Here is a 25,131-nt window from a genome sequence, read left to right on the forward strand (position 1 = left end):
CCCGCGAACCACCCCGCCGCACATCGACGGCGAACCGCCAACCGGAGCAATTCTTCAGCAATCCAAGCGTTTTCGCCGCCACCCCGCCCCGCGTCCCGAATGATCTTCCCCCACAGCAGAAGAGGCGGCTCCGGGACAGATCCCGGAACCGCCTCGAAGGCTCGGCCGAACGAAAACGTCAGCGCAGGATCTGGCGCGACATGACCAGGCGCTGGATCTGGTTGGTGCCCTCGTAGATCTGGGTGATCTTGGCGTCGCGCATCATGCGCTCGACCGGGAAGTCGGTGGTGTAGCCGGCGCCACCGAAGAGCTGGACGGCGTTGGTGGTGACCTCCATGGCCACGTCGGAGGCGAAGCACTTGGCGGCCGCGGAGATGAAGCCGAGGTTCTTCTCGCCGCGCTCGGCGCGAGCCGCGGAGGTGTAGACCATGAGGCGGGCGGCCTCGACCTTCATGGCCATGTCGGCCAGCATGAACTGGGTGTTCTGGAAGTCGGCGATGGCCTTGCCGAACTGCTTGCGGTCCTTGGTGTACGCGATCGCGGCGTCCAGCGCGCCCTGGGCCAGGCCGACGGCCTGCGCGCCGATGGTCGGGCGGGTGTGGTCGAGGGTCTCGAGGGCGGTCTTGAAGCCGGTGCCGGGCTCGCCGATGATGCGGTCGCCGGGGACCTTGCAGTTCTCGAAGTACAGCTCGGCGGTCGGGGAACCCTTGATGCCCAGCTTGTGCTCGAGCGGGCCGACCACGAAGCCCTCGTCGTCCTTGTGGACCATGAACGAGGAGATGCCGTTGGCGCCCTTGTCGGCGTCGGTGACGGCCATGACGGTGTACCAATCGGACTTGCCGCCGTTGGTGATCCAGCACTTGGAGCCGTTGATGATCCAGCCGTCGCCGTCGGCCTTGGCGCGGGTGCGCATGGAGGCGGCGTCGGAGCCCGCCTCACGCTCGGACAGCGCGTAGGAGGCCATCTTGCCCGCGACGATGTCGGCCAGCACCTTGGTCTTGAGCTCCTCGGAGCCCTTCAGGATCAGGCCCATGGTGCCGAGCTTGTTGACGGCCGGGATGAGCGAGGCGGAACCGCAGACGCGGGCCACTTCCTCGATCACGATGCAGGTGGCGACCGAGTCCGCGCCCTGGCCGCCGTATGCCTCGGGCACGTGCACGGCATTGAAGCCGGCCGCGTTGAGGGCGTTCAGCGCCTCCTGCGGGAAGCGGGCGTTGCCGTCCACGTCCTTCGCGTAGGGGGCGATCTCCTTCTCGGACAGGCCGCGGATGGCCTCGCGCAGCTCGTGGTGGAAGTCCTCGAGCTGGAACAGGGTGAAATCGGGGTTGCCCGCCATGGGGTTGTCTCCTGGTCGTGGGGATCGCCGCTGGTTGCCCAGCATCGTCAACTCTTCGGCACTCAGTGCCAATCACAGTCGAGTATACGCCGCAATACCGCGGCCACGTGCAGGTACTAACTCAAAAATGGGTGGCACGCAGTGTCATTTACGCCACTGCGGACATCTCACAGCGTATCTCTCGAATCAGGCAGAGCGAGACGACGCTCCAGCAGCTCGGCGACCTGCCGGGGCGGGAGATCACGGGGAAACACCGCCACCACCATCTGATCCGACCCGGCGCCCGCCGCCGCCCCGAGGCCCGCTCCCCCGCGCGGAATCGCCGCCAGCGCCGCCCGCAGATCCGCCGGACTCGCCGCCGACTCGCCGCGCACCATGCGCCGCAGCAGATAGTTGTGGGTGGCCGTCACCGCCGCGGTGAACTGCACCAACGCCAGATCCGCGGTCCCTCGCAACCGCCCCCGCAGGTAATCGGTGAACAGCCGCTCGTACCGGAAGACCGTCACGATCTCCCGCTCCCGCAGCGTAGGCACCTGCCGCACCACCCGATACCGCCGCGCCGCGATCTCCCGCCACTGCGTGAACCGCTCGAACACCTCGACCACGGCCTCGCACACCGCGTCCCACGGATCCCCCTGCGCCGCCTCGAGAAACGCCCGAGCCTGCGCCAGCTGCGCATCGTGATCGGCGAAGACCACATCCTCCTTGGACCGGAACTGCCGAAAGAACGTCCGCCGCGAAATCCCCGCCGCCTCCGCGATCTCATCGACCGTCGTTGCCTCATAGCCCTTTTCGGCGAACAACCGCAACGCCTGATCCACCACGGTCAATCGGCGTTCGGTCGAATCCGCGTCGGCGCGGCCCCGGGCAGGCTGGTCGGAAGGCATCCGCCAACGGTAGCGACCGCCGCGGCCGCCCGGGTCCAGGGTGGTGTCAGCCCAGCAGTTTGGTCCGCAGGGCCTCGTCCTTCTCGAGAACCATCTGTTCCAGACCGGCCTGGAAACGTTCCATGCGGGAACGCAATTCGGGGTCGGCGGAGGCGAGGATGCGGACGGCGAGCAGGCCCGCGTTGCGGGCGCCGCCGATGGAGACGGTGGCGACCGGTACGCCCGCGGGCATCTGCACGATGGAGAGCAGGGAGTCCATGCCGTCGAGGTACTTCAGGGGGACCGGGACGCCGATGACCGGCAGCGGGGTCGCGGAGGCGACCATGCCCGGCAGGTGCGCCGCGCCGCCCGCGCCCGCGATGATGACCCTGATGCCGCGGGCGGCGGCGTTCTTCGCGTAGTCGAGCATGCGCTGGGGGGTGCGGTGGGCCGAGACGACGCCGACCTCGAAGCGGATGCCGAATTCGGCGAGGGCTTCCGCGGCGGCCTCCATGGTGGGCCAGTCCGAGTCGGAGCCCATGATGAGGCCGACCTGGGCAGATTCAGTCATGATGCGGGTCCCATCCGTCGGTCCAAATGGCGTGCGACATCCAATGTGCCGCCCGCTCAGCCTTTTCACGGGTCTCGGCGGGGTCGTCGCCGAGGATATTGATGTGGCCGATCTTGCGGGCGGGGCGTTCGCCCTTGCCGTAGAGGTGCACCTTGGCCTCGGGGACGCGGGCCGAAAGGTGGTGCAGGCGTTCGTCCGTGGACATTTCGGGGGCTTCGGGTGCGCCGAGGATATTGGCCATGACGGTGACCGGGGCCAGGGGCTTGGTGCTGCCGAGCGGGTAGTCCAGGACCGCGCGCAGGTGCTGTTCGAACTGGCCGGTGCTCGCGCCGTCCATGCCCCAGTGGCCGGAATTGTGCGGGCGCATGGCCAATTCGTTGACCAGCAGGTCGCCGGAGTGGGTCTCGAACAGTTCGACCGCCATCGCGCCGGTGACCCCGAGCTCGGCCGCCAGACGCAGGGCCAGGGACTCCGCCTCGGTGGCCTTGGCCGCGGGCAGGTCCTGGGCGGGGGCGATGACCACCGCGCATTGACCGTCGCGCTGCACGGTCTCGACCACCGGCCAGGCGGCGGCCTGACCGAACGGGGACCGCGCCACCATGGCCGACAGCTCCCGCTTGAGATCCACCTTGGCCTCGGCCATGAGCGAGACCCCGTGCGCCAGCTGGTCTTCGATGATCGGCGCGGCCTCGGCGGCATCGGCGGGCATCCAGACGCCGCGGCCGTCGTAGCCGCCGCGCACCGCCTTGAGCACGAACGGCCAGCCGTGCTCGTCGGCGAAGGCCACCGCGTCGGCGACCGAGTGCACCTCGGTGTAGGCCGGAATCGGCACGCCGAGCTCGGCCAGCTTGGCGCGCATACGCAGCTTATCCTGGGCGAAGATGAGCGCCGACGGCGGCGGCTGCACGTTCACGCCCTCGGCGATGAGCGCCTCGAGGTGCGCGGTCGGCACGTGCTCGTGGTCGAAGGTCAGCGCGTGCGAGCCCACCGCGGCCTTGCGCAGCGCGGCCAGATCGTCGTGGCTGCCCAGCACGACCTCGGGCGTCACCTGGGCGGCCGGGTCGTCGGGGCGCTCGGCCAGCACACGCAGCCGTTGCCCGAGCGCGATGGCCGCCTGATGGGTCATGCGCGCGAGCTGGCCACCGCCGATCATGGTGACGGTCGGCATCGCGGAGGAATCGAAGGAACGGGCGCTCACGCTGCACCATGTTGTCATGGCACCCACCCGCGGCTCGTTAGCGGGTCGCATGACAGGTATCTGCCCCTATTTGTACCGGCACTCCGCGATCGGGACCGGACACGTAGACTCGCACCGTGTCATTTGTCGACGAAGTGGTAAACCGCCTGCCCGCGCCGCTGCGGGCCCTCGCGGACCGCCATTACGAACTCATCAAGTTCGCGATTGTCGGTGCGACTACGTTCGTCATCGACCTGGGCATTTTCTACGTCCTCAAATGGACGATCATGGACACCAAGCCGACTGTGGCGCGGATCATGTCCGGCACCATCGCGGTCATCGTGTCCTACATCCTGAACCGGGAATGGACCTTCGACAAGCGCGGCGGTCGCGAGAAGCACCACGAGGCGCTGCTGTTCTTCCTGGTCAGCGGCATCGGCGTGGGCCTGGCCGCGCTGCCGCTGTGGGTGTCGAGCTACGTGTTCGAGCTGCGCCAGCCCAATGTGAGTTTCACCGTCGAGAACATCGCCGACTTCATCAGCGCGTTCATCATCGGCAACCTGCTGCAAATGGCATTCCGCTTCTACTCCATGAAGAAGTGGGTGTTCCCCGACGAAATGCAGGAACTGCAGGACGAATTCGAGGACCTCGTCAGCGAGAACGAGGAGCAGCTCGGCCACAGCTGAGCGTGACCCGCAGGCGCACACCGCCTGTCGGACTTTCCCCAATTGTCGCGGTACCGCCGTGCAAACGTGCCTGCTGCGCGACCAGGGCCAAACCCAAACCGCTGCCCGGCGTTTCGCTGGCCCGGTAGAAGCGCTCGAAGACCCGCTCCCGATCCGCGGCGGGGATGCCGCGGCCGTCGTCGTCGATGGTCAGGACGGCATGATCGCCCTCGCACCCGGCGGTGATCTCGATACGCGCGGCCGCGCCGTGCCGGACCGCATTGGTGACGGCATTGTCGACGACCGAGCGCAGCCCGGCGGCCAAGCCGCGCAGGCGAATCGGCTCCACCTCCTCGGCCACGATGGTCACGCCCGGATTCGCCCGCCGCGCATCGTCGACGACCTGGTCGATGACCTGGCCCAGATCGATATCCTCCCAATCCGATTCGGTGGTCAGATCCCCGACCGCGAGGCGTTCCAGGGCGTACAGCGTGGATTCGAGGGAGCTCTGGGTGGTGAGGACCTCGTCGAGAATCTCCGCCCGCTCGGCATCCGAGAGCGGCATCGACCGGAGCACCTGAAGATCGGTTCGCATGGCGGTCAACGGCGTTCGCAGCTCGTGCGCGGCGGTCGCCGCGAAATCCCGCGCCGTGACCAGGGCTTCGCCGGTGTGGCGGCGCTCGGTGGCGATCCGCCCGAGCATGGTGTTCATGGCCGCGGCCAATTCCGTTGTCTCACTGGCCACGGGGTGGCGCGGCGTCTCCAGCGCCAGCCCCTCCCCCAGCCCGGCCGTGGCGACGGTCAGCCGCCGCAGCGGCACCACGGCCCGATGTGCGAAATACCAGCCCAGCAGGGCCGCCAGCGCCACACCCGCCGCGCCGATCCCCACGATCCGAATCCGCTGCTGTGCGGCCGAATCCGAGACCACGTCGTTCGGGACGGTGACCGCCACCGGATTGCCGTTCACCGCCACCGTGCGCGAGTACTCCGGGCTGCCCGGCGTGGCCCGCGAAATGGCCGTGTCCGGCAGCACGGCTGGGACATCGGGCAGCGTGGTCGGCAACGGCGAGGTCGTGTACCCGCTCGGGTCGGGCCGCGCGGGAGTGGCCGGGGTGAGCGCGATCGCGCTGATCACCCGGCCCGCTTGGCTCGCCGCATCGGTCGGGGCGATGGCGAACAGCACCACCGACATACCCGCCACCACCACCGCCGCCGTCGCCGCACTGGCCAGCGCGACTCGCGCACGCAGTGAAACAGGACCGCGGGGTCGCGGCATCCGGAACCTGGTCCGCATCCTGCGCGCGGCTTTCACGGCTCGGACCGCAGGACGAATCCGACGCCCCGGACCGTGTGGATCAGGCGTGGGCAGCCGGTGTCCTCGATCTTGCGGCGGAGGTAGGAGACGAACACATCGACCACCTTGGTCTGGGTTTCGAAGTCGTAGCCCCAGACCCGGTCGAGGAGCTGGGCGCGGGAGAAGACCTGGCCGGGCGCGGAGGCCAGCGCGGCGAGCAGGTCGAATTCGCGTTTGGTGAGGTCGAGGGGCGTGCCGTCGACCGCGGCGCGGCGCGCGCCGGCCTGGATCGTCAGCGGGCCCACGACCATGCGGTCATCGTCGATGTGGCTGGGCGCGGGCGCGCGGCGCAGCATGGCGCGCAGCCGGGCCACCAGTTCGCCCAGGTCGAAGGGTTTGGTGAGGTAGTCGTCGGCCCCGGCCTCGAGCGCGTCGATGCGGTCGGTGACCTCGGTGCGGGCGCTGAGCACGCCGATCGGGATGTCATTGCCCAGCGAGCGCAGCGCCGTGACCACCTGCACGCCGTCCAGATTCGGCATGTTCAGATCCAGCAGCATGGCCTGCGGGGCGTCGGTGGCGATATGGCGCAGCGCGGTGGCTCCGTCCGCCGCGGTCTCGACCTCGAAACCCGACATTCGGAGCCCCCGCGCCACGGCTGCCAGCACCCTGGGGTCGTCGTCTACAACCAGAATCCGGGGACTCGTCACGGATTCAGACGATACTGACGCAGGCTGAGCGCGATTCTCAGCGAAGCGGGGCGATGGTGATCGTGTCGGCCGGGGAGCCGGGTGCGACCGCCGCGCCGTGATCGTTCGGTACGACGGTCACGCCGCCGGGCTGCGCCGGCTGCAACGGCATGGCCGGGGTGGAGTCGGGTCCGACCGGGTGACCCGGAGCCGCCTGGACGACATTGCCGTCCCGGTCCTGGGTCACCGTGACACCCGGCCGGGCCGGTGTGCTCGACCCGGCGCTGCCGGTATTCGCCTGGCCCGCAATCGAATCCGGCGTCTCGGCATTGGCGACCGCGGGCAGGGCCAGCATTCCGAGGGCGGCGACTCCCAGCACCCCGGCGGTGACGGTGCGGCGCACGGTGAACTTCGGCATTGTGTCTCCTGTTCTTCGTCGACGATTGCTCGTCGCGTTCGGCGTTGACGAATCCAAAGGTAGGAAGCGACTTCTCAGCGCCGACTAATGAACGGTTAGAGAATCGATAGAAGATCAGCGCGGCTCGGTGCCGACCGCGATCGGCCGGGACGCGACTCCGGAGGAACCGAGGAAGACCGCGAACAGGGCGGGTCGGCGGCGTTGCAATTCGAGGCGTCCGCCATCGGCTTCGATCAGTGCCCGCGCCAGCGCCAGACCGACACCCGTCGATCCCGCGGCGGAGAAGCCCCGATCGAAGATGTGCGGGGCCAACTCATCTCGCACCCCGTCGCCCTCGTCGGCGACCTCCACCACCACCAGCGGCTCGCGGTCGTTCATGCGCCCGGCCACCGTGCGCACCGACACCGTGCAGGTGCCCCCGCCGTGCATGAGCGCATTGTCGACCAGCACCGCGACCGCCTCCCGCAATCGCGAACCCGTCACGGGCGCTTTGAGTGTCGGATCGCCGAGCAGCACCAGTTTGCGCCCCGCCTCGGCGAAGGGATGCCGCCATTCGGCGACGATGCTGCGCAATTCGGCGACCACCGGGACCGGATCCCGTTCGGCCGCACCCTCGTCGCGGGAGGCGCGCACCAGTTCGTCGATGGCGTCGGTGAGCCGATCCACCTGTGCCATGGCCTCTTCCGCCTCGTGCACCACCGCCGGATCGGTGTGCGCGGACAGCTCGTCCAGGCGCAGGCGCACGGCCGTGAGGCGGCTGCGCAACTGATGCGAGACGTCCGCGACGAGCGCGTGCTCACGTTGCAGTCGTCCCACGATTTCCACTGTGGCCGAATCCAATACGTCCGAGACGCGATCGAGTTCGGTGATGCCGTGGCGGCGCGGATCGGCGCGGAAGTCGCCCATGGCCAGCCGGGCCGCGCGGGCCGCCACATCCCGCAGCGGGTCGGCCACCCGGCGCGCGGTCACCACGGCCACCGCGATACCAGCGCCCAGCGAGATCAGTACCAGCCCGGCCACCGCGCCCAATGCCTGCAACTGCATGGAATGCACCGGCCCGGAAGGGACTTCGAGCCGCAGCGACCCGTCTCCGCCCATCGAGTAGGACTCCACCAGCGGATTCGCGACCGAGTCCGCGCCGATATCGACGTGGTGCACGCCCTCCTGCGCGGGATAGACGACGGTCAGCCTGCCGCCCTCCGGGACCAGCAGCCGCACCGAGTGCATGTCCAGCTCCCCGTGCACCAGCCCGTCGGACTGCTCCTGCCGGGTCACCTCCGCGGCAATGCTGATCAGCCGGTTCTGCAGCTCGTTGCGGTTGATGTCCTCGACCCACTGCCAGGCCGTGAAGGCCAGTGGCACACCGAGAACCAGGGTGGTGAGGGTCCGAGCGGCCACCATGGACAGCAGGATTCTGCGTCTCATCGTCGAGATGCCTCGCTTCGCCGGGCCGTCGGGGGTTCTCTGTGCCTGGAAGGGCTTATGCGCGCGGAAGGGCACAACAAGATCGGTTCGAGCGGAGGAGCTAGTCGGTATTGAAGCGGAAGCCTACGCCGCGCACCGTCACGATGCGGCGCTCGGCCACCGGTCCCTCGTCGCCGATCTTGCGACGCAACCACGACATGTGCATGTCCAGCGTCTTGGAGCCGCGCAGGTCGGCGTCACCCCACACCTCGCGCAGAATGGTCTCCCGGGAGACCACCTGCCCGGCTCGGTCGATGAGCACCTTCAGCAGCTCGTACTCCTTGTTGGCCAGGTTCACCTCGACGCCGTTCACCAGCACCCGGCGCGCCGCGGGCTCCAGCCGGATGCCGCCCACCTCGACCGCCTCGTCACCGATTCCGCTGCGGCGCAACAGCGCCCGCACCCGGGCCAGCAACTCGGCGAGCCGGAAGGGCTTGCCCACGTAGTCGTCCGCGCCGGCGTCCAGGCCGACCACGAAATCCACCTCGTCGGTGCGCGCGGTGAGCATGAGCACGGCCAGCTCCGCACCCCGCGCCCGCACCTGGCGGCACACCTCGAGCCCGTCCATCCCAGGCAGGCCGAGATCCAGGATGAGCAGGTCGTGACCGCCCTCCAGGGCCCGCTCCAGCACGGCGGGGCCATAGCTCTCCACGGTCACCGAATAGCCCTCACGGCCCAGCGCCCGCGACAGCGGCGCGGCAATGGCCTCGTCGTCTTCGGCCAGCAGTACTGCGGTCACGGAAACAGACTACGGGTTGGCCGGGCCGGAACCGTAGAAGCCGCCGCCGTTCGGATTGTTCTGCACCACATCGAAGACCTGGTGGTAGAGCATGGCGTGCACCTGCTGCACGTGCGGAATGTCGTCGTATTCCAGCGGATCCTCCGACGACGAACCGATGATCAGGGTGCCGGTGCCCAGCATGCGGTCGAACAGGCCATGGCGGAACTGCACATTCGAGATCCGGTTCATCGGAATGTCGATGCCGGTGTGGGTGAGCACGCCCTGCCGGATCAGCACCCGCCGATCGGTCACGATGAAATGCGTCGACTTCCAGCGAATCAGCGGAGCGGCGCTGCGCCACAGCGCGATTACCAGCCACAGCGCCAGAATGCCCAGCAGCAGACCGGTCTGGAGGGTGCCCTCGGTATTGCGGGCCGACACCCCGGCGCCGAATCCGGCCAATGCGGTGATCAGGATGAAAGTCACAGCGGGCCAGAACAACATCTTCCAATGCGGATGACGATGCAGCAGCAGCACCTCTTCGGGCGCCAGCGCTTCCTCGGGATAACCCATGCCCGAACCTTATCGCGCGCGGATGCCGGAATGCCTCACGCCGAGTGGCTGACCGGGGCACAATCGTGCGGTCGCCGGTACCATCGGCGGGCACGAGTTGCCCTGTTTCCGAGTTGTACCGCGCAAGATCTTCACGCTTGTCCCGAGCTAGACACCCGGTGTGCATGACACAGGAGGCGTGTGTGACCCGAGATTTGACGCAGTACCAGATACTTCGAGAGCTCGAACCGGTGGCCGAGGCGAATTTGAACCGGCACCTGTCGATGGCCAAGGAATGGCATCCGCACGATTACGTGCCCTGGGACGAGGGCCGGAATTTCGCCGCCCTGAGCGGGCAGGATTGGGATCCGTCGCAGTCGCGGCTGAGCGAGGTCGCCAAGATCGCGATGGTCACCAATCTGCTCACCGAGGACAATCTGCCCTCCTACCACCGCGAGATCGCGGAGAACTTCTCCCAGGACGGCGCCTGGGGCACCTGGGTGGGGCGCTGGACGGCCGAGGAGAACCGGCACGGCATCGTGATTCGCGATTACCTGGTGGTGACCCGCGGCGTGGATCCGGTGGCCCTCGAAGAGGCGCGGATGATCCACATGACCAATGGCGTGCGCTCCCCGGATGATTGGGGCGGATTTCTGGAGAATGTCGCGTATGTGACGTTCCAGGAATTGGCCACCCGGGTATCGCACCGCAATACCGGCAAGGTGTGCGACGACCCGGTCGCCGACCGCATGCTGCAGCGCATCGCCGCCGACGAGAACCTGCACATGATCTTCTACCGCACCCTGTGCAGCGCGGGCCTGGACCTGGCGCCCGACCAGGCCATGGAGGCGATCACCAAGGTGCTCACCCACTTCGTGATGCCCGGCCACGGCATGCCCAACTTCCGGCGCAACGGCGTCATGATGGCCAAGCACGGCATCTACGATCTGCGCCAGCATCTGGAAGAAGTGGTCGCTCCGGTATTGAAGAACTGGAATATCTTCGAGCGCAACGACTTCGGACCGCGCGGCGAGCAGGCGCGGGACCGCCTGGCCGCCTTCGTCGGCAAGCTCGGCGAGGACGTGGTCAAGTTCGAGGAGCAGCGCGACCGGATGCTGGCCCGCGAGGCCGCCCGGAGCGAATTGCAGACGGTCTGAACGTATTGCGGGTTGCGTACGTCTGAAACATGTTCGGTTCGCTAAGATGTGTCCCCCAGCCCGACGAGAGGAATTCCCTTGGGGGACGGCTACCTGGGCCGATACCGACTCGACGAACTGCTCGGCAGCGGCGGGTCGGCGGAGGTCTGGCGTGCGCACGACACCGTGGCGGACCGGACCGTCACCCTCAAGATGCTGGCCCCCGTGCTGACCGCCGACCGCGAATACCGCGAGCGCTTCGAGCGGGAGGCCCGGGCCGCATCACTGCTGCACGGTCCACACGTGGTGGCCGTGCACACCTTCGGTGAGCTCGAGGGGCGGCTGTTCATCGACTCGGAATTCGTGGACGGGCTCGATATCGAGGCGCTGCTGGAATGGGAAGGGCCGATGGACGCGGCCGCGGCCGTCGCCCTCATCGCGCAGATCGCCGACGCCCTGGACGAGGCGCATGCCGCGGGCCTGATCCACCGGGACATCAAGCCGCAGAACATCATCGTCGCCCCCGACGATGTCGCCTACCTCATCGACTTCGGCACCGCCCTCCAGGACGGCCAGACCGCCATCACCCAGACCGGCATGTTGGTCGGCACCCCCGCCTACATGGCTCCCGAACGCTTCGAGGGCGCCGCCTCACCCCGCTCCGACATCTACTCCCTGGGCTGCGTCCTCTACGAATGCCTGACCGGCGCACGCCCCTTCCGCATGCGCAACCCGGCCCAACTGATGCGCGCCCACCTCGACCGCACCCCCGAACCCCCCTCCACCCACGCCCCATCCGTACCGACCGCCCTCGACGCCGTGGTGGCCCGCGCCCTCGCCAAGAACCCCGGCGACCGCTATTCCACCGCAGGCGAATTCGCCGCCGCCGCCCGCGCCGCCCTCACCGCGACGGCCACCTCCGCCGAGCCCCGGCGTTCAGTGGGCGGGACGACCGCGCGACCGTAGCCATCCCCGCGCCGAACGGTCGCTCGTACCTGCGCGCAGCCGCCGCGACGACGGCGGATGCCCGTACCGTCGCGCTGTCGCGGAGCGAACCGGGTGGCGATCCGGCCCGCCGCTGGACTCGGCGGCGCGCGTTCACCACCGCGAGTTTCGCCGCCGCGGCCATCGTCATCGCGCTGGGAGCCGTCTGGCTCACCGAGCGTGCCGCCGCGCCGCAGGAGGACAGGCGCGCCCGGCTGCCGGAGACTCCGGTCATGGAAACGCGTGTGCAGCAGTCGATTCCATCGGTCACGGCGCAACCGGCCGAATCACCCGCGGCCGCACCGGCCCCGCCGACCTATGACGCTCCGATCCCCGGCCCGGCCGCGACCCGGGCCCCCGCGCCCGCCGAGCCCCGCCAACCGGGCCCCCGCGGACCCGGCAGAGATCAGGGCCCCGGCCCGGGCGGCGACCATGGCGGCCACCGACCGCGCCCGGGCAATTAGCTTCCGCGCCTCAGTATTCGGCGCGCAGGTGGGTGACGTCGCCTGCGGAGACGGCGCGGTCGCCGATGAGGAGGCGGCCGTTTTCGTCTATGCCGGTGGCGACGCCGGTGATGACCTCGCCGCCGGGGAGCTCGGCTCGGACCTCGCTGCGGATGGTGGAGCAGCGGTCCCGGTACACGGCCGAAATGTCCGCGATATCCCAGTTCGCGGCCTCCCAGGCGGCGAAACGGCCGGAGAATTCGCGCAGGATCGCGATCACCAGGGCGGTGCGGTCCGGGTCGTCGACGCCGGAGAGCAGCAGCGAAGTGGCATGGGGCACGGGAAGTTCCGCCTCGGTGAGGCTCACGTTCAGGCCCACGCCGACCACGACGGCGGGATCGGTTCCGGTGGCGGCGATTTCGGCCAGGATGCCGGACAGCTTGCGGCCCTCGACCAGAACATCATTGGGCCACTTCAGAACTGCCTTCACCCCGGTCGCCGCGCGCACCGCGTCCACCACCGCGACACCGGTCAGCAAGGGCAGCCAGCCCAGCGCCGCCGGATCGATGCCGCGCACCCGCACCAGCAGCGACATGGCGAGCTGCGCCCGGGGCGGGCTCACCCACTGCCGGTCGTGCCGCCCGCGCCCGCGCTCCTGCGTCTCCGCGATCAGCACCAGCCGATCCGCACTCGAATCCGCGGCCCGCGCAACCAGATCCGCATTGGTCGAACCGGTCGACTCGACCACCTCGACGGCCGAGAAGAACCCCAGCCCCGGCACCTCGCGAACACTCCGGGCCAGCAAGTCGGCATCCAGCGGCAACCTCTCCATGCCCGGCCACGCTACTCCGGGGGCGGACGACGCAAAGGGCGGGCCCGAATCCGGACCCGCCCCGGTCTGCGCGACACCCCCAGCGGCCGCGCAGGCCCGATCAGGTTGCGCGGCCGGTGGACGCGGGCACCGCCCGCAGCATGGCCCCCAGAGCGTCGAACAGGCCGACGAGGGCGTACTCGGAAGCGGACTCGTCCGCACAGTCCAGCGCGGCGAGATCGCCCATCATCGCGTCTGTTCCGGTGTTCATCTTGTCGTTGTCGGTGTCGCGAGGGCCGCCTTCGCGCGGCGTCTCGCTGAAACTCGCTTCGGTCACTGTCGGTTCCGGGTCCTGGACACGCCAGGCGGTGAACGACGCCGCCGCCGCTCGGTCTGCCACGTGTCTACTCCAGCTCCACATAACCGCCTCCCCTGGTCGTCGGTTTTCGGATGCGACTTCAGGGTCCCCTACGACCGGGTGTGAGCACGACCGATTTTTGTCAGGAAAACCGCATGACAACTGGTAGAGGCATGTTTTCGAGGGCTATGGCATTATCCGGACCGGAAACGGATACGTGGTCCGGAGCCGGATTCAGGCGTCGATCGGCTCCAGACCCAACGCGCCCGCGGTGAAGCGTCGCACGCTCTCCAGGCCGTCGGCCAGCGCCGGGGCGTATCCGTCGCGCGCCCAACCGGTCACGGTCGCGGTGCCATCGGCATTGGGGCGGACGCCGATCTCGGCGACCAGTTCGGCGGTGGTGGGCACGCACACCGCCCACGAGAAGTGGCTCTCGTCGGCCCATTCGGCCGTGCGCCGGGCGACGTAATCCGGATCGGTGATGCCGCCGTCGGCGAGGGCGGGGCGGTCGTCGATGCGCTCGTCGGCCCGCAGCGCGCGCAAATACCAACTGCCCGCATTGATCTCAATGGGTTCCATCAGTCCTCCGATCGCCGATCCAGCCGCCGCTGCCGCCGTTCGTCGCGGTGCTCCTGCCGCGACCGCCGCCTGCCGCCGCCCTGCCCGCCGAAGAGCACCGCACCGGCCAGCGGAATCAACAGGAAGACCCACCACTGATGGGTGACGATCGCGACGATCACCGCCAGGATGGTCACCACCGGCATGATCCGCTCGGGTCGCGGCAGCCTCAGCCCCGACTTGGCCGGTGCCGCAACGCTCTTCTCCCCCACCGATTCGGGCAGATCCGTGAACACCCGCTCCAGGTCGCCGCGCGTGAGCGCCGCGGCCACGATCCCGCTGCGCTCGTCGAACTCCGCCACGCTGAGCCGCCCCGCCGCGAAATGATCCGATAGCCGCTTCATCGCGTCCTCGCGCTCGGCGGTACCGATACGAATTTCGGGTGGTTCAGCCATGCCACGACATTAGCGCGAGTGGCCGCCCACCTTGCAGGTGAGCGGCCACTCGCGAATTGCCTTGCGGCCCCGGCTCCGGGGTTCGGGGGCGAAGCCCCCCGAGAGTCCCGAGAGTTGGGCCTTACTTACTTGATCTCGGCCAGGACGGTGCCCTGGGTGATGGCCGCGCCGGCCTCCACCGCGAGTCCGGTGATGACACCGGCCTTGTGGGCGGTGACCGGGTTCTCCATCTTCATGGCCTCGAGCACCACGACCAGGTCGCCCGCCTCGACGGACTGGCCCTCTTCGACGGCCACCTTCACGACGGTGCCCTGCATCGGGGCGGTCACGGCGTCACCGGAGGCGGCACCCGCGCCCGCGCCACCGCGCTTGCGCGGCTTCGGCTTCTTGCGCACCACGCCATTGCCCGCGGGGGCAGCGGCGGCGCCGACCGAGAACTGGCCCGGCAGCGACACTTCCAGGCGACGGCCGCCGACCTCGACGACCACCTTCTGCCGCGGCGCCTCTTCGTCATCCTCGATGGCGACGGCACCGGCGTAGGGCTCGATGGTGTTGTCCCACTCGTTCTCGATCCACTTGGTGTAGACGTCGAACTTCTCGCCGTCGCCGACGAACGCCGGGTTCTCGACAATGTGGCGGTGGAACGGGATGACCGTGGCCAGACCCTCGATCTGGAACTCGGCCAGCGCGCGGGCGGCGCGCTGCAGCGCCTGCTCGCGGTTCTCGCCGGTGACGATCAGCTTGGCGAGCATGGAGTCGAACGGGCCGCCGATGACCGAACCCTCGACGACACCGGAGTCCACGCGCACGCCGGGGCCCGCGGGCTCGCGGTACACCACGACCGGGCCGGGGGCGGGCAGGAAGCCGCGCCCGGCGTCCTCACCGTTGATGCGGAACTCGAAGGAGTGGCCGCGCGGGGCCGGATCCTCGGTCAGGGTCAGCTCGTGGCCCTCGGCAATGCGGAACTGCTGGCGCACCAGGTCGATTCCCGCGGTCTCCTCGGTGACCGGGTGCTCGACCTGCAGGCGGGTGTTCACCTCGAGGAAGGACACGGTCTCGCCCTGCACCAGGTACTCCACGGTGCCCGCGCCGTAGTAACCGGCCTCGCGGCAGATGCGCTTTGCGGACTCGTGGATCTTGCCGCGCACCTCGTCCGAGAGGAACGGCGCGGGCGCCTCCTCGACCAGCTTCTGGAAGCGGCGCTGCAGCGAGCAGTCGCGGGTGCCGGCGACCACGACATTTCCGTGCTTGTCGGCGATGACCTGAGCCTCGACGTGGCGGGCCTTGTCCAGGTACTGCTCCACGAAGCACTCGCCGCGGCCGAAGGCGGCGATGGCCTCGCGGGTGGCGGACTCGAACAGCTCTGGGATCTCCTCGATGGTGTGCGCGACCTTCATGCCGCGACCGCCACCACCGAAGGCGGCCTTGATGGCCACCGGAACGCCGTACTCCTTGGCGAACGCCACGACCTCGTCGGCGTTCTTGACCGGATCCTTGGTGCCCGCGGCCATCGGCGCGCTGGCGCGCTCGGCGATGTGGCGGGCGGTGACCTTGTCACCCAGGTCGCGGATGGACTGCGGCGAGGGGCCGATCCAGATCAGCCCGGCGTCGATCACGGCCTGCGCGAAATCGGCGTTCTCGGAAAGGAAGCCGTAGCCGGGGTGGATCGCGTCCGCGCCGGCCTTGGCGGCGGCGTCGAGAATCTTGTCGAAGACCAGGTACGACTCGGCCGAGGTCTGGCCGCCCAGCGCGAAGGCCTCATCCGCGAGCTTCACGAACGGCGCGTCGGCGTCCGGCTCGGCGTACACCGCGACGCTGGCGATGCCCGCGTCCTTGGCAGCCCGGATCACGCGCACGGCGATCTCGCCTCGGTTGGCTACGAGGACCTTCGTGATCTGCGCGTTGGCATGGTTGGGCACTGAGCCTCCTGTGCTCTGGAAACTTTCGTCTTCGGGATTGTAGGCATCGTGCCAACAAAGCCCGAACGGGGATAGGGCTACTTGGCAGTAGGCCCGAAGAGTGAGCAATCCGACTCCCGGAACCCACCATTTTAGAACCTGTTCTACCAGACTCCCGCGGCAACCCCGTCTGTGAATCACACCGAGGGGGTCGGAGCGTTACGAGCTTGCCACGCTCGCGGGAACCCCGCCGGGTTCTGCACCGATCACGATAGGCGCACCGACTGCATTGGCCCATTCGGTCCAGGAGCCGTCGTAGTTGCGAACGCCGTACAAGCCCAGCAGATGGGTCAGGACGAACCAGGTCAGGGCCGAGCGCTCGCCGATGCGGGAGTAGACCAGCGGCGCAATGCCGTCGGCGACACCGCCGTAGATGACATCGAGCTCGGCGCGCGGGCGGAACCGGGTGTCCGCGCCGACCGAGGAGGTCCAGGGGATGTTCACTGCCGTCGGGATGTGGCCCGCGCGCAGCGCCTGCTCCTCGGGCCGATCGAGAACGACGAGCTCCCCGGTGTACTCGTCGAAGGCGCGCGCGTCGATGAGCGGCCCGCCCAGATGCGCCTGCACGTCCTGACGGAAGGCGCGCGAGGTCTTGTCGTCACGGTCGACCACCGGGTATTCGCCGAGTCCCGCCGCGGGCACCTCGAATGTGGTGTCGCGGGCCTCGGAGATCCAGGCGTCGCGGCCGCCGTCCAGCAGGCGCACGTCCTCGTGTCCGAAGAGGGAGAACACCCACAGGGCGGCGGCCGCGGTGCCGTTGGATTTGTCGCCGTAAATGACCACGGTGTCATTGCGCTCGATGCCCTTGACGCGCATAAGGTTGGCGAAGGCCGCGCCGTCGACGACATCTCGGGTACGTGGATCGATCAGCTCGGAACGCCAGTCGATCTTGATGGCACCCGGGACATGACCGATGTCGTATAGCAATATGTCTTCGTTGGACTCGATGATCTTGAGTCCCGGCGTGCCGATGTTTGCCGACAGCCACTCTGTGGTTACTAGTCGGTGAGGATGTGCGTAGGAGCCGAAGGATTGATGCGGATCCGGAACGACGGGCACGTTGTGGTCCTTCACGCGTGGTGGGTTAGGTATTGGCGGTTCGAATCTCAACACCGATCGTAGGCATGTGGTGGTTGCGAAACTCGTTTCAGATCACGAATCGGATGATTGGGCGAATTAAGCGCAGCTTCATCCGATAAAGTCTCTCGAGAGGAGGGGTGAGCTATGTCCGATTCTTGGCCGCGACGGCGACTGCTTGCGATCCTACGGGGCGCCAGCGAGCCTCTCGATGCCCAGGAACTGGCGCGCGTCACCGGCCAGCATGTGACCACGGTTCGTTTCCATTTGGACGTCCTCACCCGGGAATCACTGGTCCGCCAATTCCAGCAGCCACCGCGCGGCCGCGGCCGTCCCCGCATCGGCTATACGGCGGTGCAGCGATCGGTGGGTTATCAGGAATTGGCGCAGGTGCTCGCCGATCAGCTGGGCAGCGATCCGCGCCGCCGATCCGAGGCCGCCATCTCCGCCGGACGCGCCTGGGGCGCGAAGCTCGAGGCGGTGGACCAGCCCATCGAATCGCTCGAGGACGCCAAGGACCTCACCGTCACCCTGATGTCGGAGCTCGGCTTCGCGCCCGAGCGCGACCACGCCAGCGAGACCGAAGAGTCGGCCCTGATCCGCATGACCGCCTGCCCGCTGCGCGAACTCGCGCGCACCCACTCCGAGGTGGTGTGCGGCGTGCACCTGGGCCTCATGCGAGAAGTGCTGGACCGCAATGGCGGCCGGGAGAGCATGAACGTGCGCCTGCACCCGTTCGTGGAACCCGAACTGTGCGTGGCGCGTCTGGAACTGCTGCGGGACCGCACCGGCGACGCCGCACGCGAGGAGGGGCAACCGGTCAACACCGGCGAACCCCGATTAGCGACCTCGCCCGGCCGCATCGCACCGCAATTACGCGCGGCCACCGACCCACAGCTGCGCAATGCCGACGCCCACCTCGGCAAGCAGTCGACGAACCAGTGGTAGCCCGATACCGATCACGCTCGACGGGTCACCGTCGATCTTGTCCACGAACCAGCCGCCCAGGCCGTCCAGGGTGAAGGAACCGGCCACCTGCAGCGGCTCACCCGTCGCGATATAGGCGTCCAGCTCCTCGGGCTCGGGCTTGGCGAAATGCACGGTGGTGCAACTGCAATCCGCGGCCTCGGCGACGATCTCGCCGTCGCGCAGCCGCAGCACGCTGTGCCCGGTCAGCAGATCCGCGCTGCGCCCGGCCATTTCGGCCCAGCGGGTGCGCGCCACCTCGGGGGTCCCGGGCTTGCCCTGGAGTACGCCGTCCACGAGCAGCATCGAATCGCAGCCCACCACAACGGAATCGGCGAAGTCCGGATCGGCGGCCAACTGCCCCGCGATCTCCCGGGCCTTGGCGTGCGCCAGCTCGACGACCACCCGGTCGGGCGCGGTCTCCGCGGGCAGTGCCGCGATCACCGCGTCCTCGTCCACATGGGACACCCGCACCACCGGTTCGACGCCCGCGTTGCGCAGGACGCCGAGCCGAGCCGGGGATTGTGACGCCAGTACGAAGACGGTCACCGGCCGTCAGTCGCGCAGGTGCGAGAGCGCCGGGAAAGCGTAGGGCGAGAACGGCGAGGAGCCGCGGTGCAGCAGGGTGGGGCGGCCCCACATGTCGGCCGGGCCCTTGTCGGCCGGGGCGGCCGAGGCGCTCGCCGCGGCGGCGAACACGGCGACCAGGGCGGCCAGTTCGAGATCGGTCGGGTTGCCCTTGAGGACCTGGATGACCGGTCCGGTGCTCGGGAGCTCGATCTCGGTGACGGCCGTATCGACGGCGTCGGCCAACTCGTCGACGGCTAGATCCAGTTCGGCGGCGCGCAGCACTTCTTCATCGGCCATGGTCGTCACAGCGCCAGTCCTCCTGTCCGTTCGCCGCAGGGTGTGCGGCGCGTTCGCGGCCCGAATGTGTTCGGTGGACCGCAAACGGTATTCGATACAACCCTCGACGACGAGGGCCATTCCTGAACATCTTTGCTCGGATGAGGCGATCGTGCGCGGTACGAGTCCTTCGTCCCATTGGGTCGAGTGTGCCTCGTCCCAATGGACAGTGTGCGCCCCATACCGCGCCTATCGCATTTTCAGAGCGGAATGTTGCCGTGCTTCTTCGGCGGCAGGGACACCATCTTGCGCTCCAGCAGCCGCAGCGCCGACACGATCTGGCCGCGGGTGTGCGAGGGCGGGATGACCGCGTCCACGTAGCCGCGCTCGGCCGCCACGTACGGGTTGACGAGGGTGTCCTCGTACTCGTTCTGCAGCTCCAGTCGCAGGGCGTCGACGTCGTTGCCCTCGGCGGCCGCGGTCTGCAGCTGCTTGCGGTAGACGAAACCGACCGCGCCGGAGGCGCCCATGACCGCGATCTGAGCGGTCGGCCACGCCAGGTTCACATCCGCGCCCATGTGCTTGGAACCCATGACGTCGTAGGCGCCGCCGTAGGCCTTGCGGGTGATGATTGTGATCTTGCCCACTGTAGCCTCGCCGTAGGCATAGAGCAGCTTCGCGCCGCGGCGGATGATCCCGTTGTATTCCTGGCCGGTGCCGGGCAGGAAGCCGGGCACGTCGACCAGGGTGATGATCGGGACATTGAAGGCGTCGCAGGTGCGCACGAAGCGCGCGGCCTTCTCCGAGGCGTCGATGTCGAGGCAGCCCGCGAACTGCGAGGGCTGGTTGGCCACGAAACCGACGCTGCGGCCGTCGATCCGGGCGAAGCCGACGATCACGTTCATCGCGCGCTCGGCCTGGACCTCGAGGAACTCCTCGTCGTCCACCAGGCGCTTGATGACCTCGTGCATGTCGTAGGGCTGGTTCGGCGAGTCCGGGACGATGGTGTCCAGCTCGAGGTCGGCCTCGGTGAGGTTCTCCTCGATGGCGCCCGCGGCGGCGGTGGCCGGGAAGCGCGGGGCCTCGGCGCGGTTGTTGCTCGGCAGGTAGCTCAGCAGGTCGCGGACGTAGTCCAGGGCGTCCTGCTCGCCGGAGGCGACGTAGTGCGCGACACCGGACTTCACCATGTGGGTGTGGGCGCCGCCCAGCTCCTCCATGGTGACCTCTTCGCCGGTGACGGTCTTGATGACGTCGGGGCCGGTGACGAACATCTGCGAGGTCTGGTCGACCATGACCACGAAGTCGGTCAGGGCGGGCGAGTAGACGTGGCCACCCGCGGCCGGGCCCATGATCAGCGAGATCTGCGGGATCACGCCGGAAGCCTGGATGTTGCGGTGGAAGATCTCGCCGTAAAGGCCCAGGGAGACAACGCCTTCCTGGATGCGCGCGCCCGCGCCCTCGTTGATGCCGACCAGCGGGCGGCCGGTGCGCAGCGCCAGGTCCATCACTTTGACGATCTTCTCGCCGTAGACCTCGCCCAGCGAGCCGCCGAAGACGGTGACGTCCTGGGAGAAGATGCAGACGTCGCGGCCGTCGATGGTGCCGTAGCCGGTGACCACGCCGTCGCCGAGCGGACGCTGGTCCGCGAGGCCGAAGTTCACGCTGCGGTGGCGAGCGAGCGCGTCGAGTTCGACGAACGAGCCTTCGTCCAGCAGGGCCAGGATGCGCTCGCGCGCGGTCATCTTGCCCTTGGCGTGCACCTTGTCGACCGCGGCCTCACCCATCGGGTGCTTGGCCTCTTCCAGCCGATTGCGCAGGTCAGCAAGCTTGCCGGCGGTGGTGTGGATATCGGGGGCACCTGCCGAACCCGGCGTAGGCTGATGCTGGACACTCGTCATGACGGGGAGTGTAACCAGTACCAGAGCCTCTTTGTAATCCCGGCGGGGCTACCCGCGAGTATGGTTATTGACTACTCGCCAGTTAAAACTCCCTGGTAGGGGCACGATTCCGCCCCGCGAATCCCCTAATCTCGAGCCAAAATCCCAGGGGCCCGGTCACTCCCGCCCAGTGGGTGTTTCGCTCAGCGCATGACGCCGGTGTGGCCCGTGGAGTAGCGACCCGGCTGGGGCCAGATGGTGAGGCCGTGCGCGCCGCGGCCGACGGGGATGCGGGCCAGCAGTTTCCAGTCGACGATGTCGATGGCGTAGACCTCGCCGTGGTGGCGTCCCGAGACCCAGAAGACGCGGCCGTCGGCGGACAGGTTGCCCATATCGGGGCTGCCGCCGCCGGGGATGTGCCAGGTGTTGGCGAGTCGCCCGGTCGCGAAGTCCCAGACCGAGATGCTGCCCTCCTTGCGATTGGTGATGAGCATCTGCTTGGAGTCGCGGGTGATGTAGAGGCCGTGGGTGCCGCCGCCGGTCTGGATGAAGCCGGTGTTGTCGAAGGTCTTGGCGTCGAAGACGTAGACGCCGTCGGCCATCATGTCGGCCACGTAGAAGGTGCGGCCGTCGGGCGAGAGCTTCACGTCCTGGGGCATGCCGGAGCGGCCGCCGGGCAGATCGATCATGCGCAGCAGGGTCAGGCCCGCGATGTCGACGACGGCCATGCGGCCGCTGAATTCGCAACTGACCAAGGCGGTCCGGCCGTCTGCGGTGAAGTCCATGTGATTGACGCCGGTGCAGTCGGGCACCGCGATGTCGTGCAGTTGCTGCCAGCTGTGCGGGTCGCAGAAGTCGAGCGACCGGTCCGCCTCGGCGACCACGAGTGCGTATTTGCCGTCCGGGGTGAAGTACATGTTGTACGGGTCGCGCACGGGGATCGGGTCGCCGGGCTTGCCGGTGCGCGGGTCGATGGGCAGCAGGCTGCCACTGCCGAGGGGCAGGTCGTTGTTGGCGTAGAGCATCTGCATGTCGTAGGCGGGGACGACGTGCTGGGGTTCGCGGCCGCCGGACGGGAAGGTGTCGACGACCTCGAAGCTGACCGGGTCGATGACGGTGATGGTGTTGGACTCGCTGTTGGGGACGTAGACGCGGGTCGGCTGATCCGCCACGGCCGGACCGAGTTCGCGGGTGGCCGCGTAGACGTCGGTGGGCGAGAGCGGCGGCGGCATGCCGGGTAGCAGGTTCGGCACCTCGACGGCCGCCGGCGTGGCACCGGCGGCGGGAGCCGAGGGTGTGGGCGATTGCGACGCGGTGCCGGATTCACCACTCGAGCAACCGGCCAGCATTACAACGGAGAGGATCAGACCCAGACCTGCACGGCGCGCGATCACAGCGCGCATCGTTCCACGAATACGTTGCGGCGAGCTGACATGCCGTCGAATATTAGGCGGCCGCACGGGGGTTCGCGGCGCGTTCGCGGAATCCCGCGCCGGACCGGAAAGACCTTTCAGCTTCGTTCTGGTTACTTGCCGCGGCCATCGCCCACGCCTTGGCTTCCGTGACAACGTGAACGATTCCGGGACCACCGCGCCGACATCTACTCCCTCGGCTGCACCCTCTACCACTTGCTCACCGGCGAGGTGCCCTTCCCCAGCACCACCCTCGGCGCGGTCATCCACGCCCACCTCACCCTGCCCCCACCCCGTCCCCCCACCCGGCGGCCCGGCCTCCCACCCGCCCTCGACGAGGTCATCGCCACCGCCATGGCCAAGGATCCCCAGCAGCGCTACCCGACACCTGCGCGGCCCTCGCCGAGGCCGCCCAGATCGCCCTCGCACCAACGCAATCCGCCGCCGAAGCGGGGCCGGCCATCGTCGCAGAACCGGAAGAGACGGTCGTCAACAGGCCCGCCCCCACCGAGATCAATCCGGCGGGATCGATCGAACCGTCCGCCTGTGGGACCCCCGAACCGGCGGGCCGATCGGAGAACCGTTGGGCGGCAACTCGAATCCGCTGATCTCGCTCGCCTTCAGTCCCGATGGCGCACTCCTCGCGACCGCGGGTAACGATTGGACCGTCCACCTGTGGGATCCGCGCACTCGCCAGCCGATCGGCGAGCCGCTCGCCTACGAAGCCGAAGGCCGGCACGTGATCGCCTTCAGCCCCGACGGCAACATCCTCGCGGGCATCTTCAGCGATCAGGCCGTGCGCTTCTGGGATCCCCGCACGCGTCGGCCGATCGGGGAACCGCTCACCGGACCCGACATCGGCGCGATCACCACGATCGCGTTCAGCCCTGACGGTGCGGTCTTCGCCGCCGCGAGCCACGCCGGAATCGTCCACCTGTGGGATCCGCGTACCCATCAGGCGATCGGCGATCCGCTGACCGGTCACACGTCCTACGTGTCCTGTCTCGCGTTCAGCCCCGACGGGACCGTCCTCGCCAGCGCCGACGGCGACGGACCGATACGGCTCTGGGAGCTGTAGGACCGACTGCCGTGCAGGCACTCAGCGCAGCACTCGATCCAGGGCGTCGACCGCCTCGTCGAGTTCGGCCGCGGTGACGGTGAGGGGCGGGCGGAAGCGGATACCGCGGTCGCCGGTGCCGAGGATGAGGATGTGCTCCTCCTCGCGCAGGCGGGTTACCACCTCGTTGCGCAACTCGGGGGTGGCCAGGGTGATGGCGCACATCAGGCCGCGACCTCGGGGGTCGGTGACTTCCGCATGGGCGGTGGACAATTCGGTCAAGCGGGTGAGCAGGTGGGTGCCGAGATCGCGGACTCGGGAGACCAGGTGCTCGTGCTCCACGACCTCGAGGACGCGCCGCGCCCGGACCATGTCGGCGAGGTTGCCGCCCCAGGTGGAGTTGAGGCGAGAGCTGACATGGAAGACGTTGTCGAAGACCTCGTCGACGCGACCGCCCGCCATGATGCCGCAGACCTGGGTCTTCTTCCCGAAGGCGACGATGTCGGGCTCCAGGCCGAGCTGCTGGTAGGCCCAGGTGGTGCCGGTCATGCCGACGCCGGTCTGCACCTCGTCGAGGATGAACAGGGCGTCGTTGGCGTGGCAGAGCTCCTGGATCGAGCGCAGGAATTCCGGGCGCAGATGCCGGTCGCCGCCCTCGCCTTGAATCGGCTCGGCAATGAAACACGCTATGTCGTGCGGGTTTTCGGCGAAGGCGCGGCGGGCCTGGTCCAACGCGTGCGCCTCGGCGGCCTCGATGTCGGGGTGATCCGGTCCGATATAAGGGGTGTCGATGCGCGGCCAGTCGAACTTGGGGAAGCGCGCGGTCTTGACCGGGTCGGTGTTGGTGAGCGAGAGCGTGTATCCGGTGCGGCCGTGGAAGGCTCCGGTCAGGTGCAGCACCTTGGTGCCGAGTTCCGGTGCGCGCCCGTGCATTTCATTGTGGCGCGACTTCCAGTCGAAGGCGGTCTTGAGGGCGTTCTCGACCGCGAGGCCGCCGCCGTCGATGAAGAACAGGTGCGGTAGTCGCGGATCGCCCAGCACGCGCACGAAAGTGTCCACGAAGCGCGCCATTTCGACGGTGTAGACGTCGGAGTTGCTGGGCTTGTTGAGCGCCGCGGCGGTGAGGTTGGCCAGGAAGTGCTTGTCGCCGAGCAGGGCCGGATGGTTCATGCCGAGCGTGGAGGAGGCGAAGAAGCCGAACATGTCGAGGTACGCCGTGCCGTCGCGGGCGTCCACGAGTCGGCGCCCGCGCGATTTGCGCAGATCAAGTACCAGGTCGAAGCCGTCGGCGAGAATGCTCGCGGACAGGATCTCATGCACCCGGGCGGGGGTGACCAGTGTGGTTTCGGCTGCCGCCCCGAGCCGATCGAGTTCGAGGGTCACGCCACCCAGCGTAAATGAACTTTTACGGCCAGGACCGTAAGTTCCGAAAAGTTTACGAGC

27 protein-coding genes are annotated in these 25,131 nt (G+C 68.4%); 6 read left to right on the plus strand and 21 right to left on the minus strand.

Translation table 11 applies throughout. The features are described from left to right. Positions 1-178: 178 nt before the first annotated feature. The 4 genes from NS2_RS00950 to NS2_RS00965 form a co-directional block, all read right to left on the minus strand. Positions 179-1,336: an acyl-CoA dehydrogenase family protein gene (locus tag NS2_RS00950; RefSeq protein ID WP_033085095.1), complete on the minus strand. Its 1,158-nt coding sequence runs from the start codon at positions 1,334-1,336 to the stop codon at positions 179-181. Positions 1,337-1,503: 167 nt separating this feature from the next. Continuing rightward, positions 1,504-2,223, minus strand: coding sequence for a TetR family transcriptional regulator (locus tag NS2_RS00955; protein WP_033085096.1), 720 nt, complete (start codon positions 2,221-2,223; stop codon positions 1,504-1,506). Positions 2,224-2,269: 46 nt separating this feature from the next. Beyond that, positions 2,270-2,773 (minus strand): 5-(carboxyamino)imidazole ribonucleotide mutase, encoded by a 504-nt coding sequence (gene purE / locus NS2_RS00960; RefSeq protein ID WP_033085097.1) that lies wholly within the window; start codon positions 2,771-2,773, stop codon positions 2,270-2,272. Beyond that, entirely contained in the window at positions 2,766-3,989 is a 1,224-nt protein-coding gene (locus tag NS2_RS00965; RefSeq protein ID WP_052085921.1) for a 5-(carboxyamino)imidazole ribonucleotide synthase, read from the minus strand. Before NS2_RS00965 ends, purE begins: the two co-directional genes overlap by 8 nt. 98 nt (positions 3,990-4,087) lie before the next feature. On the opposite strand from NS2_RS00965, the gene NS2_RS00970 reads away from it, so the two are divergent. Beyond that, a complete protein-coding gene (locus tag NS2_RS00970) occupies positions 4,088-4,636 on the plus strand; it encodes a GtrA family protein (RefSeq protein WP_033085099.1) in 549 nt (182 codons plus the stop codon). Here the strand turns inward: NS2_RS00970 and NS2_RS00975 are convergent. The 6 genes from NS2_RS00975 to NS2_RS01000 all read right to left on the minus strand — a co-directional run bounded on the left by NS2_RS00975 (position 4,602) and on the right by NS2_RS01000 (position 9,771). Continuing rightward, the gene (locus NS2_RS00975; protein WP_186817579.1) at positions 4,602-5,891 is read right to left on the minus strand and encodes a sensor histidine kinase; all 1,290 of its coding nucleotides are present in this window, start codon (positions 5,889-5,891) and stop codon (positions 4,602-4,604) included. The two genes, NS2_RS00970 and NS2_RS00975, sit on opposite strands and share 35 nt — an antisense overlap. A gap of 32 nt (positions 5,892-5,923) precedes the next feature. Further along, positions 5,924-6,616, minus strand: coding sequence for a response regulator transcription factor (locus tag NS2_RS00980; RefSeq protein ID WP_033085100.1), 693 nt, complete (start codon positions 6,614-6,616; stop codon positions 5,924-5,926). Positions 6,617-6,653: 37 nt separating this feature from the next. Further along, positions 6,654-7,013, minus strand: a complete 360-nt coding sequence (locus tag NS2_RS00985) for a hypothetical protein (RefSeq protein WP_033085101.1) — start codon at positions 7,011-7,013, stop codon at positions 6,654-6,656. Between the two features lie 114 nt (positions 7,014-7,127). After that, positions 7,128-8,438: a sensor histidine kinase gene (locus NS2_RS00990; protein WP_033085102.1), complete on the minus strand. Its 1,311-nt coding sequence runs from the start codon at positions 8,436-8,438 to the stop codon at positions 7,128-7,130. Positions 8,439-8,538: 100 nt separating this feature from the next. Further along, a complete protein-coding gene (locus NS2_RS00995; protein ID WP_033085103.1) occupies positions 8,539-9,216 on the minus strand; it encodes a response regulator transcription factor in 678 nt (225 codons plus the stop codon). A gap of 9 nt (positions 9,217-9,225) precedes the next feature. After that, positions 9,226-9,771 (minus strand): PH domain-containing protein, encoded by a 546-nt coding sequence (locus tag NS2_RS01000; protein ID WP_033085104.1) that lies wholly within the window; start codon positions 9,769-9,771, stop codon positions 9,226-9,228. Positions 9,772-9,953: 182 nt separating this feature from the next. On the opposite strand from NS2_RS01000, the gene NS2_RS01005 reads away from it, so the two are divergent. The 3 genes from NS2_RS01005 to NS2_RS01015 all read left to right on the plus strand — a co-directional run bounded on the left by NS2_RS01005 (position 9,954) and on the right by NS2_RS01015 (position 12,334). Next, complete coding sequence (locus NS2_RS01005; protein WP_033085150.1) at positions 9,954-10,907, plus strand: acyl-ACP desaturase; 954 nt, start codon at positions 9,954-9,956, stop codon at positions 10,905-10,907. 78 nt (positions 10,908-10,985) lie between these two features. Then, a complete protein-coding gene (locus NS2_RS01010) occupies positions 10,986-11,852 on the plus strand; it encodes a serine/threonine-protein kinase (protein WP_052085924.1) in 867 nt (288 codons plus the stop codon). A 251-nt stretch (positions 11,853-12,103) separates the two neighbouring features. Next, a complete protein-coding gene (locus NS2_RS01015) occupies positions 12,104-12,334 on the plus strand; it encodes a hypothetical protein (RefSeq protein WP_143161195.1) in 231 nt (76 codons plus the stop codon). Between the two features lie 10 nt (positions 12,335-12,344). Here the strand turns inward: NS2_RS01015 and NS2_RS01020 are convergent, their stop codons facing one another. The 6 genes from NS2_RS01020 to NS2_RS01045 all read right to left on the minus strand — a co-directional run bounded on the left by NS2_RS01020 (position 12,345) and on the right by NS2_RS01045 (position 17,512). After that, positions 12,345-13,145: a biotin--[acetyl-CoA-carboxylase] ligase gene (locus tag NS2_RS01020; RefSeq protein WP_033085105.1), complete on the minus strand. Its 801-nt coding sequence runs from the start codon at positions 13,143-13,145 to the stop codon at positions 12,345-12,347. 100 nt (positions 13,146-13,245) lie between these two features. Further along, positions 13,246-13,524, minus strand: coding sequence for a hypothetical protein (locus NS2_RS01025; protein ID WP_143161194.1), 279 nt, complete (start codon positions 13,522-13,524; stop codon positions 13,246-13,248). Between the two features lie 192 nt (positions 13,525-13,716). After that, positions 13,717-14,061, minus strand: a complete 345-nt coding sequence (locus tag NS2_RS01030; RefSeq protein ID WP_033085107.1) for a hypothetical protein — start codon at positions 14,059-14,061, stop codon at positions 13,717-13,719. Further along, positions 14,061-14,495, minus strand: coding sequence for a DUF1707 SHOCT-like domain-containing protein (locus NS2_RS01035; RefSeq protein WP_033085108.1), 435 nt, complete (start codon positions 14,493-14,495; stop codon positions 14,061-14,063). Before NS2_RS01035 ends, NS2_RS01030 begins: the two co-directional genes overlap by 1 nt. A gap of 125 nt (positions 14,496-14,620) precedes the next feature. Beyond that, positions 14,621-16,414: an acetyl/propionyl/methylcrotonyl-CoA carboxylase subunit alpha gene (locus NS2_RS01040; RefSeq protein ID WP_033085109.1), complete on the minus strand. Its 1,794-nt coding sequence runs from the start codon at positions 16,412-16,414 to the stop codon at positions 14,621-14,623. Between the two features lie 198 nt (positions 16,415-16,612). Next, positions 16,613-17,512 carry a sulfurtransferase gene (locus NS2_RS01045; protein WP_033085152.1) on the minus strand — a complete coding sequence of 300 codons (900 nt, stop codon included), beginning with the start codon at positions 17,510-17,512 and terminating at the stop codon, positions 16,613-16,615. A gap of 165 nt (positions 17,513-17,677) precedes the next feature. Here NS2_RS01045 and NS2_RS01050 point away from each other — a divergent pair, with 165 nt between their 5' ends. Next, complete coding sequence (locus tag NS2_RS01050) at positions 17,678-18,478, plus strand: helix-turn-helix transcriptional regulator (RefSeq protein WP_033085110.1); 801 nt, start codon at positions 17,678-17,680, stop codon at positions 18,476-18,478. On the opposite strand, the gene NS2_RS01055 is transcribed toward NS2_RS01050, so the two are convergent. The 4 genes from NS2_RS01055 to NS2_RS01070 form a co-directional block, all read right to left on the minus strand. Further along, the gene (locus NS2_RS01055) at positions 18,404-19,045 is read right to left on the minus strand and encodes a Maf family protein (protein ID WP_036545511.1); all 642 of its coding nucleotides are present in this window, start codon (positions 19,043-19,045) and stop codon (positions 18,404-18,406) included. The genes NS2_RS01050 and NS2_RS01055 overlap by 75 nt on opposite strands. A 6-nt stretch (positions 19,046-19,051) precedes the next feature. Beyond that, positions 19,052-19,363 (minus strand): acyl-CoA carboxylase epsilon subunit, encoded by a 312-nt coding sequence (locus NS2_RS01060; RefSeq protein ID WP_033085153.1) that lies wholly within the window; start codon positions 19,361-19,363, stop codon positions 19,052-19,054. A 239-nt stretch (positions 19,364-19,602) separates the two neighbouring features. After that, positions 19,603-21,240 carry an acyl-CoA carboxylase subunit beta gene (locus NS2_RS01065; protein ID WP_033085112.1) on the minus strand — a complete coding sequence of 546 codons (1,638 nt, stop codon included), beginning with the start codon at positions 21,238-21,240 and terminating at the stop codon, positions 19,603-19,605. Positions 21,241-21,422: 182 nt separating this feature from the next. Next, complete coding sequence (locus NS2_RS01070; RefSeq protein ID WP_052085925.1) at positions 21,423-22,622, minus strand: YVTN family beta-propeller repeat protein; 1,200 nt, start codon at positions 22,620-22,622, stop codon at positions 21,423-21,425. Positions 22,623-23,214: 592 nt separating this feature from the next. On the opposite strand from NS2_RS01070, the gene NS2_RS35760 reads away from it, so the two are divergent. After that, a complete protein-coding gene (locus NS2_RS35760) occupies positions 23,215-23,709 on the plus strand; it encodes a WD40 repeat domain-containing protein (protein WP_052085926.1) in 495 nt (164 codons plus the stop codon). A 21-nt stretch (positions 23,710-23,730) separates the two neighbouring features. Here the strand turns inward: NS2_RS35760 and lat are convergent, their stop codons facing one another. Then, a complete protein-coding gene (gene lat, locus NS2_RS01080; protein WP_081985536.1) occupies positions 23,731-25,071 on the minus strand; it encodes an L-lysine 6-transaminase in 1,341 nt (446 codons plus the stop codon). Between the last annotated feature and the right edge of the window lie 60 nt (positions 25,072-25,131).

Origin of the sequence: Nocardia seriolae NBRC 15557 (genome assembly GCF_007990715.1) — a bacterium.
GTDB lineage: Bacteria > Actinomycetota > Actinomycetes > Mycobacteriales > Mycobacteriaceae > Nocardia > Nocardia seriolae.

What these genes read in the sequence shown, in the direction of transcription:
- NS2_RS00955 (WP_033085096.1), bottom strand. Translation starts at nt 2,223, where the DNA reads ATGCCTTCCGACCAGCCTGCCCGGGGCCGCGCCGACGCGGATTCGACC.
- NS2_RS01065 (WP_033085112.1), bottom strand. Translation starts at nt 21,240, where the DNA reads ATGACGAGTGTCCAGCATCAGCCTACGCCGGGTTCGGCAGGTGCCCCC.
- NS2_RS01035 (WP_033085108.1), bottom strand. Translation starts at nt 14,495, where the DNA reads ATGGCTGAACCACCCGAAATTCGTATCGGTACCGCCGAGCGCGAGGAC.
- NS2_RS00950 (WP_033085095.1), bottom strand. Translation starts at nt 1,336, where the DNA reads ATGGCGGGCAACCCCGATTTCACCCTGTTCCAGCTCGAGGACTTCCAC.
- NS2_RS01020 (WP_033085105.1), bottom strand. Translation starts at nt 13,145, where the DNA reads ATGGAGAGGTTGCCGCTGGATGCCGACTTGCTGGCCCGGAGTGTTCGC.
- NS2_RS01070 (WP_052085925.1), bottom strand. Translation starts at nt 22,622, where the DNA reads ATGCGCGCTGTGATCGCGCGCCGTGCAGGTCTGGGTCTGATCCTCTCC.
- NS2_RS01060 (WP_033085153.1), bottom strand. Translation starts at nt 19,363, where the DNA reads ATGGCCGATGAAGAAGTGCTGCGCGCCGCCGAACTGGATCTAGCCGTC.
- NS2_RS01050 (WP_033085110.1), top strand. Translation starts at nt 17,678, where the DNA reads ATGTCCGATTCTTGGCCGCGACGGCGACTGCTTGCGATCCTACGGGGC.
- NS2_RS01030 (WP_033085107.1), bottom strand. Translation starts at nt 14,061, where the DNA reads ATGGAACCCATTGAGATCAATGCGGGCAGTTGGTATTTGCGCGCGCTG.
- purE (WP_033085097.1), bottom strand. Translation starts at nt 2,773, where the DNA reads ATGACTGAATCTGCCCAGGTCGGCCTCATCATGGGCTCCGACTCGGAC.
- NS2_RS00975 (WP_186817579.1), bottom strand. Translation starts at nt 5,891, where the DNA reads ATGCCGCGACCCCGCGGTCCTGTTTCACTGCGTGCGCGAGTCGCGCTG.
- NS2_RS01015 (WP_143161195.1), top strand. Translation starts at nt 12,104, where the DNA reads ATGGAAACGCGTGTGCAGCAGTCGATTCCATCGGTCACGGCGCAACCG.
- NS2_RS00965 (WP_052085921.1), bottom strand. Translation starts at nt 3,989, where the DNA reads ATGACAACATGGTGCAGCGTGAGCGCCCGTTCCTTCGATTCCTCCGCG.
- NS2_RS00985 (WP_033085101.1), bottom strand. Translation starts at nt 7,013, where the DNA reads ATGCCGAAGTTCACCGTGCGCCGCACCGTCACCGCCGGGGTGCTGGGA.
- NS2_RS01000 (WP_033085104.1), bottom strand. Translation starts at nt 9,771, where the DNA reads ATGGGTTATCCCGAGGAAGCGCTGGCGCCCGAAGAGGTGCTGCTGCTG.
- NS2_RS00990 (WP_033085102.1), bottom strand. Translation starts at nt 8,438, where the DNA reads ATGAGACGCAGAATCCTGCTGTCCATGGTGGCCGCTCGGACCCTCACC.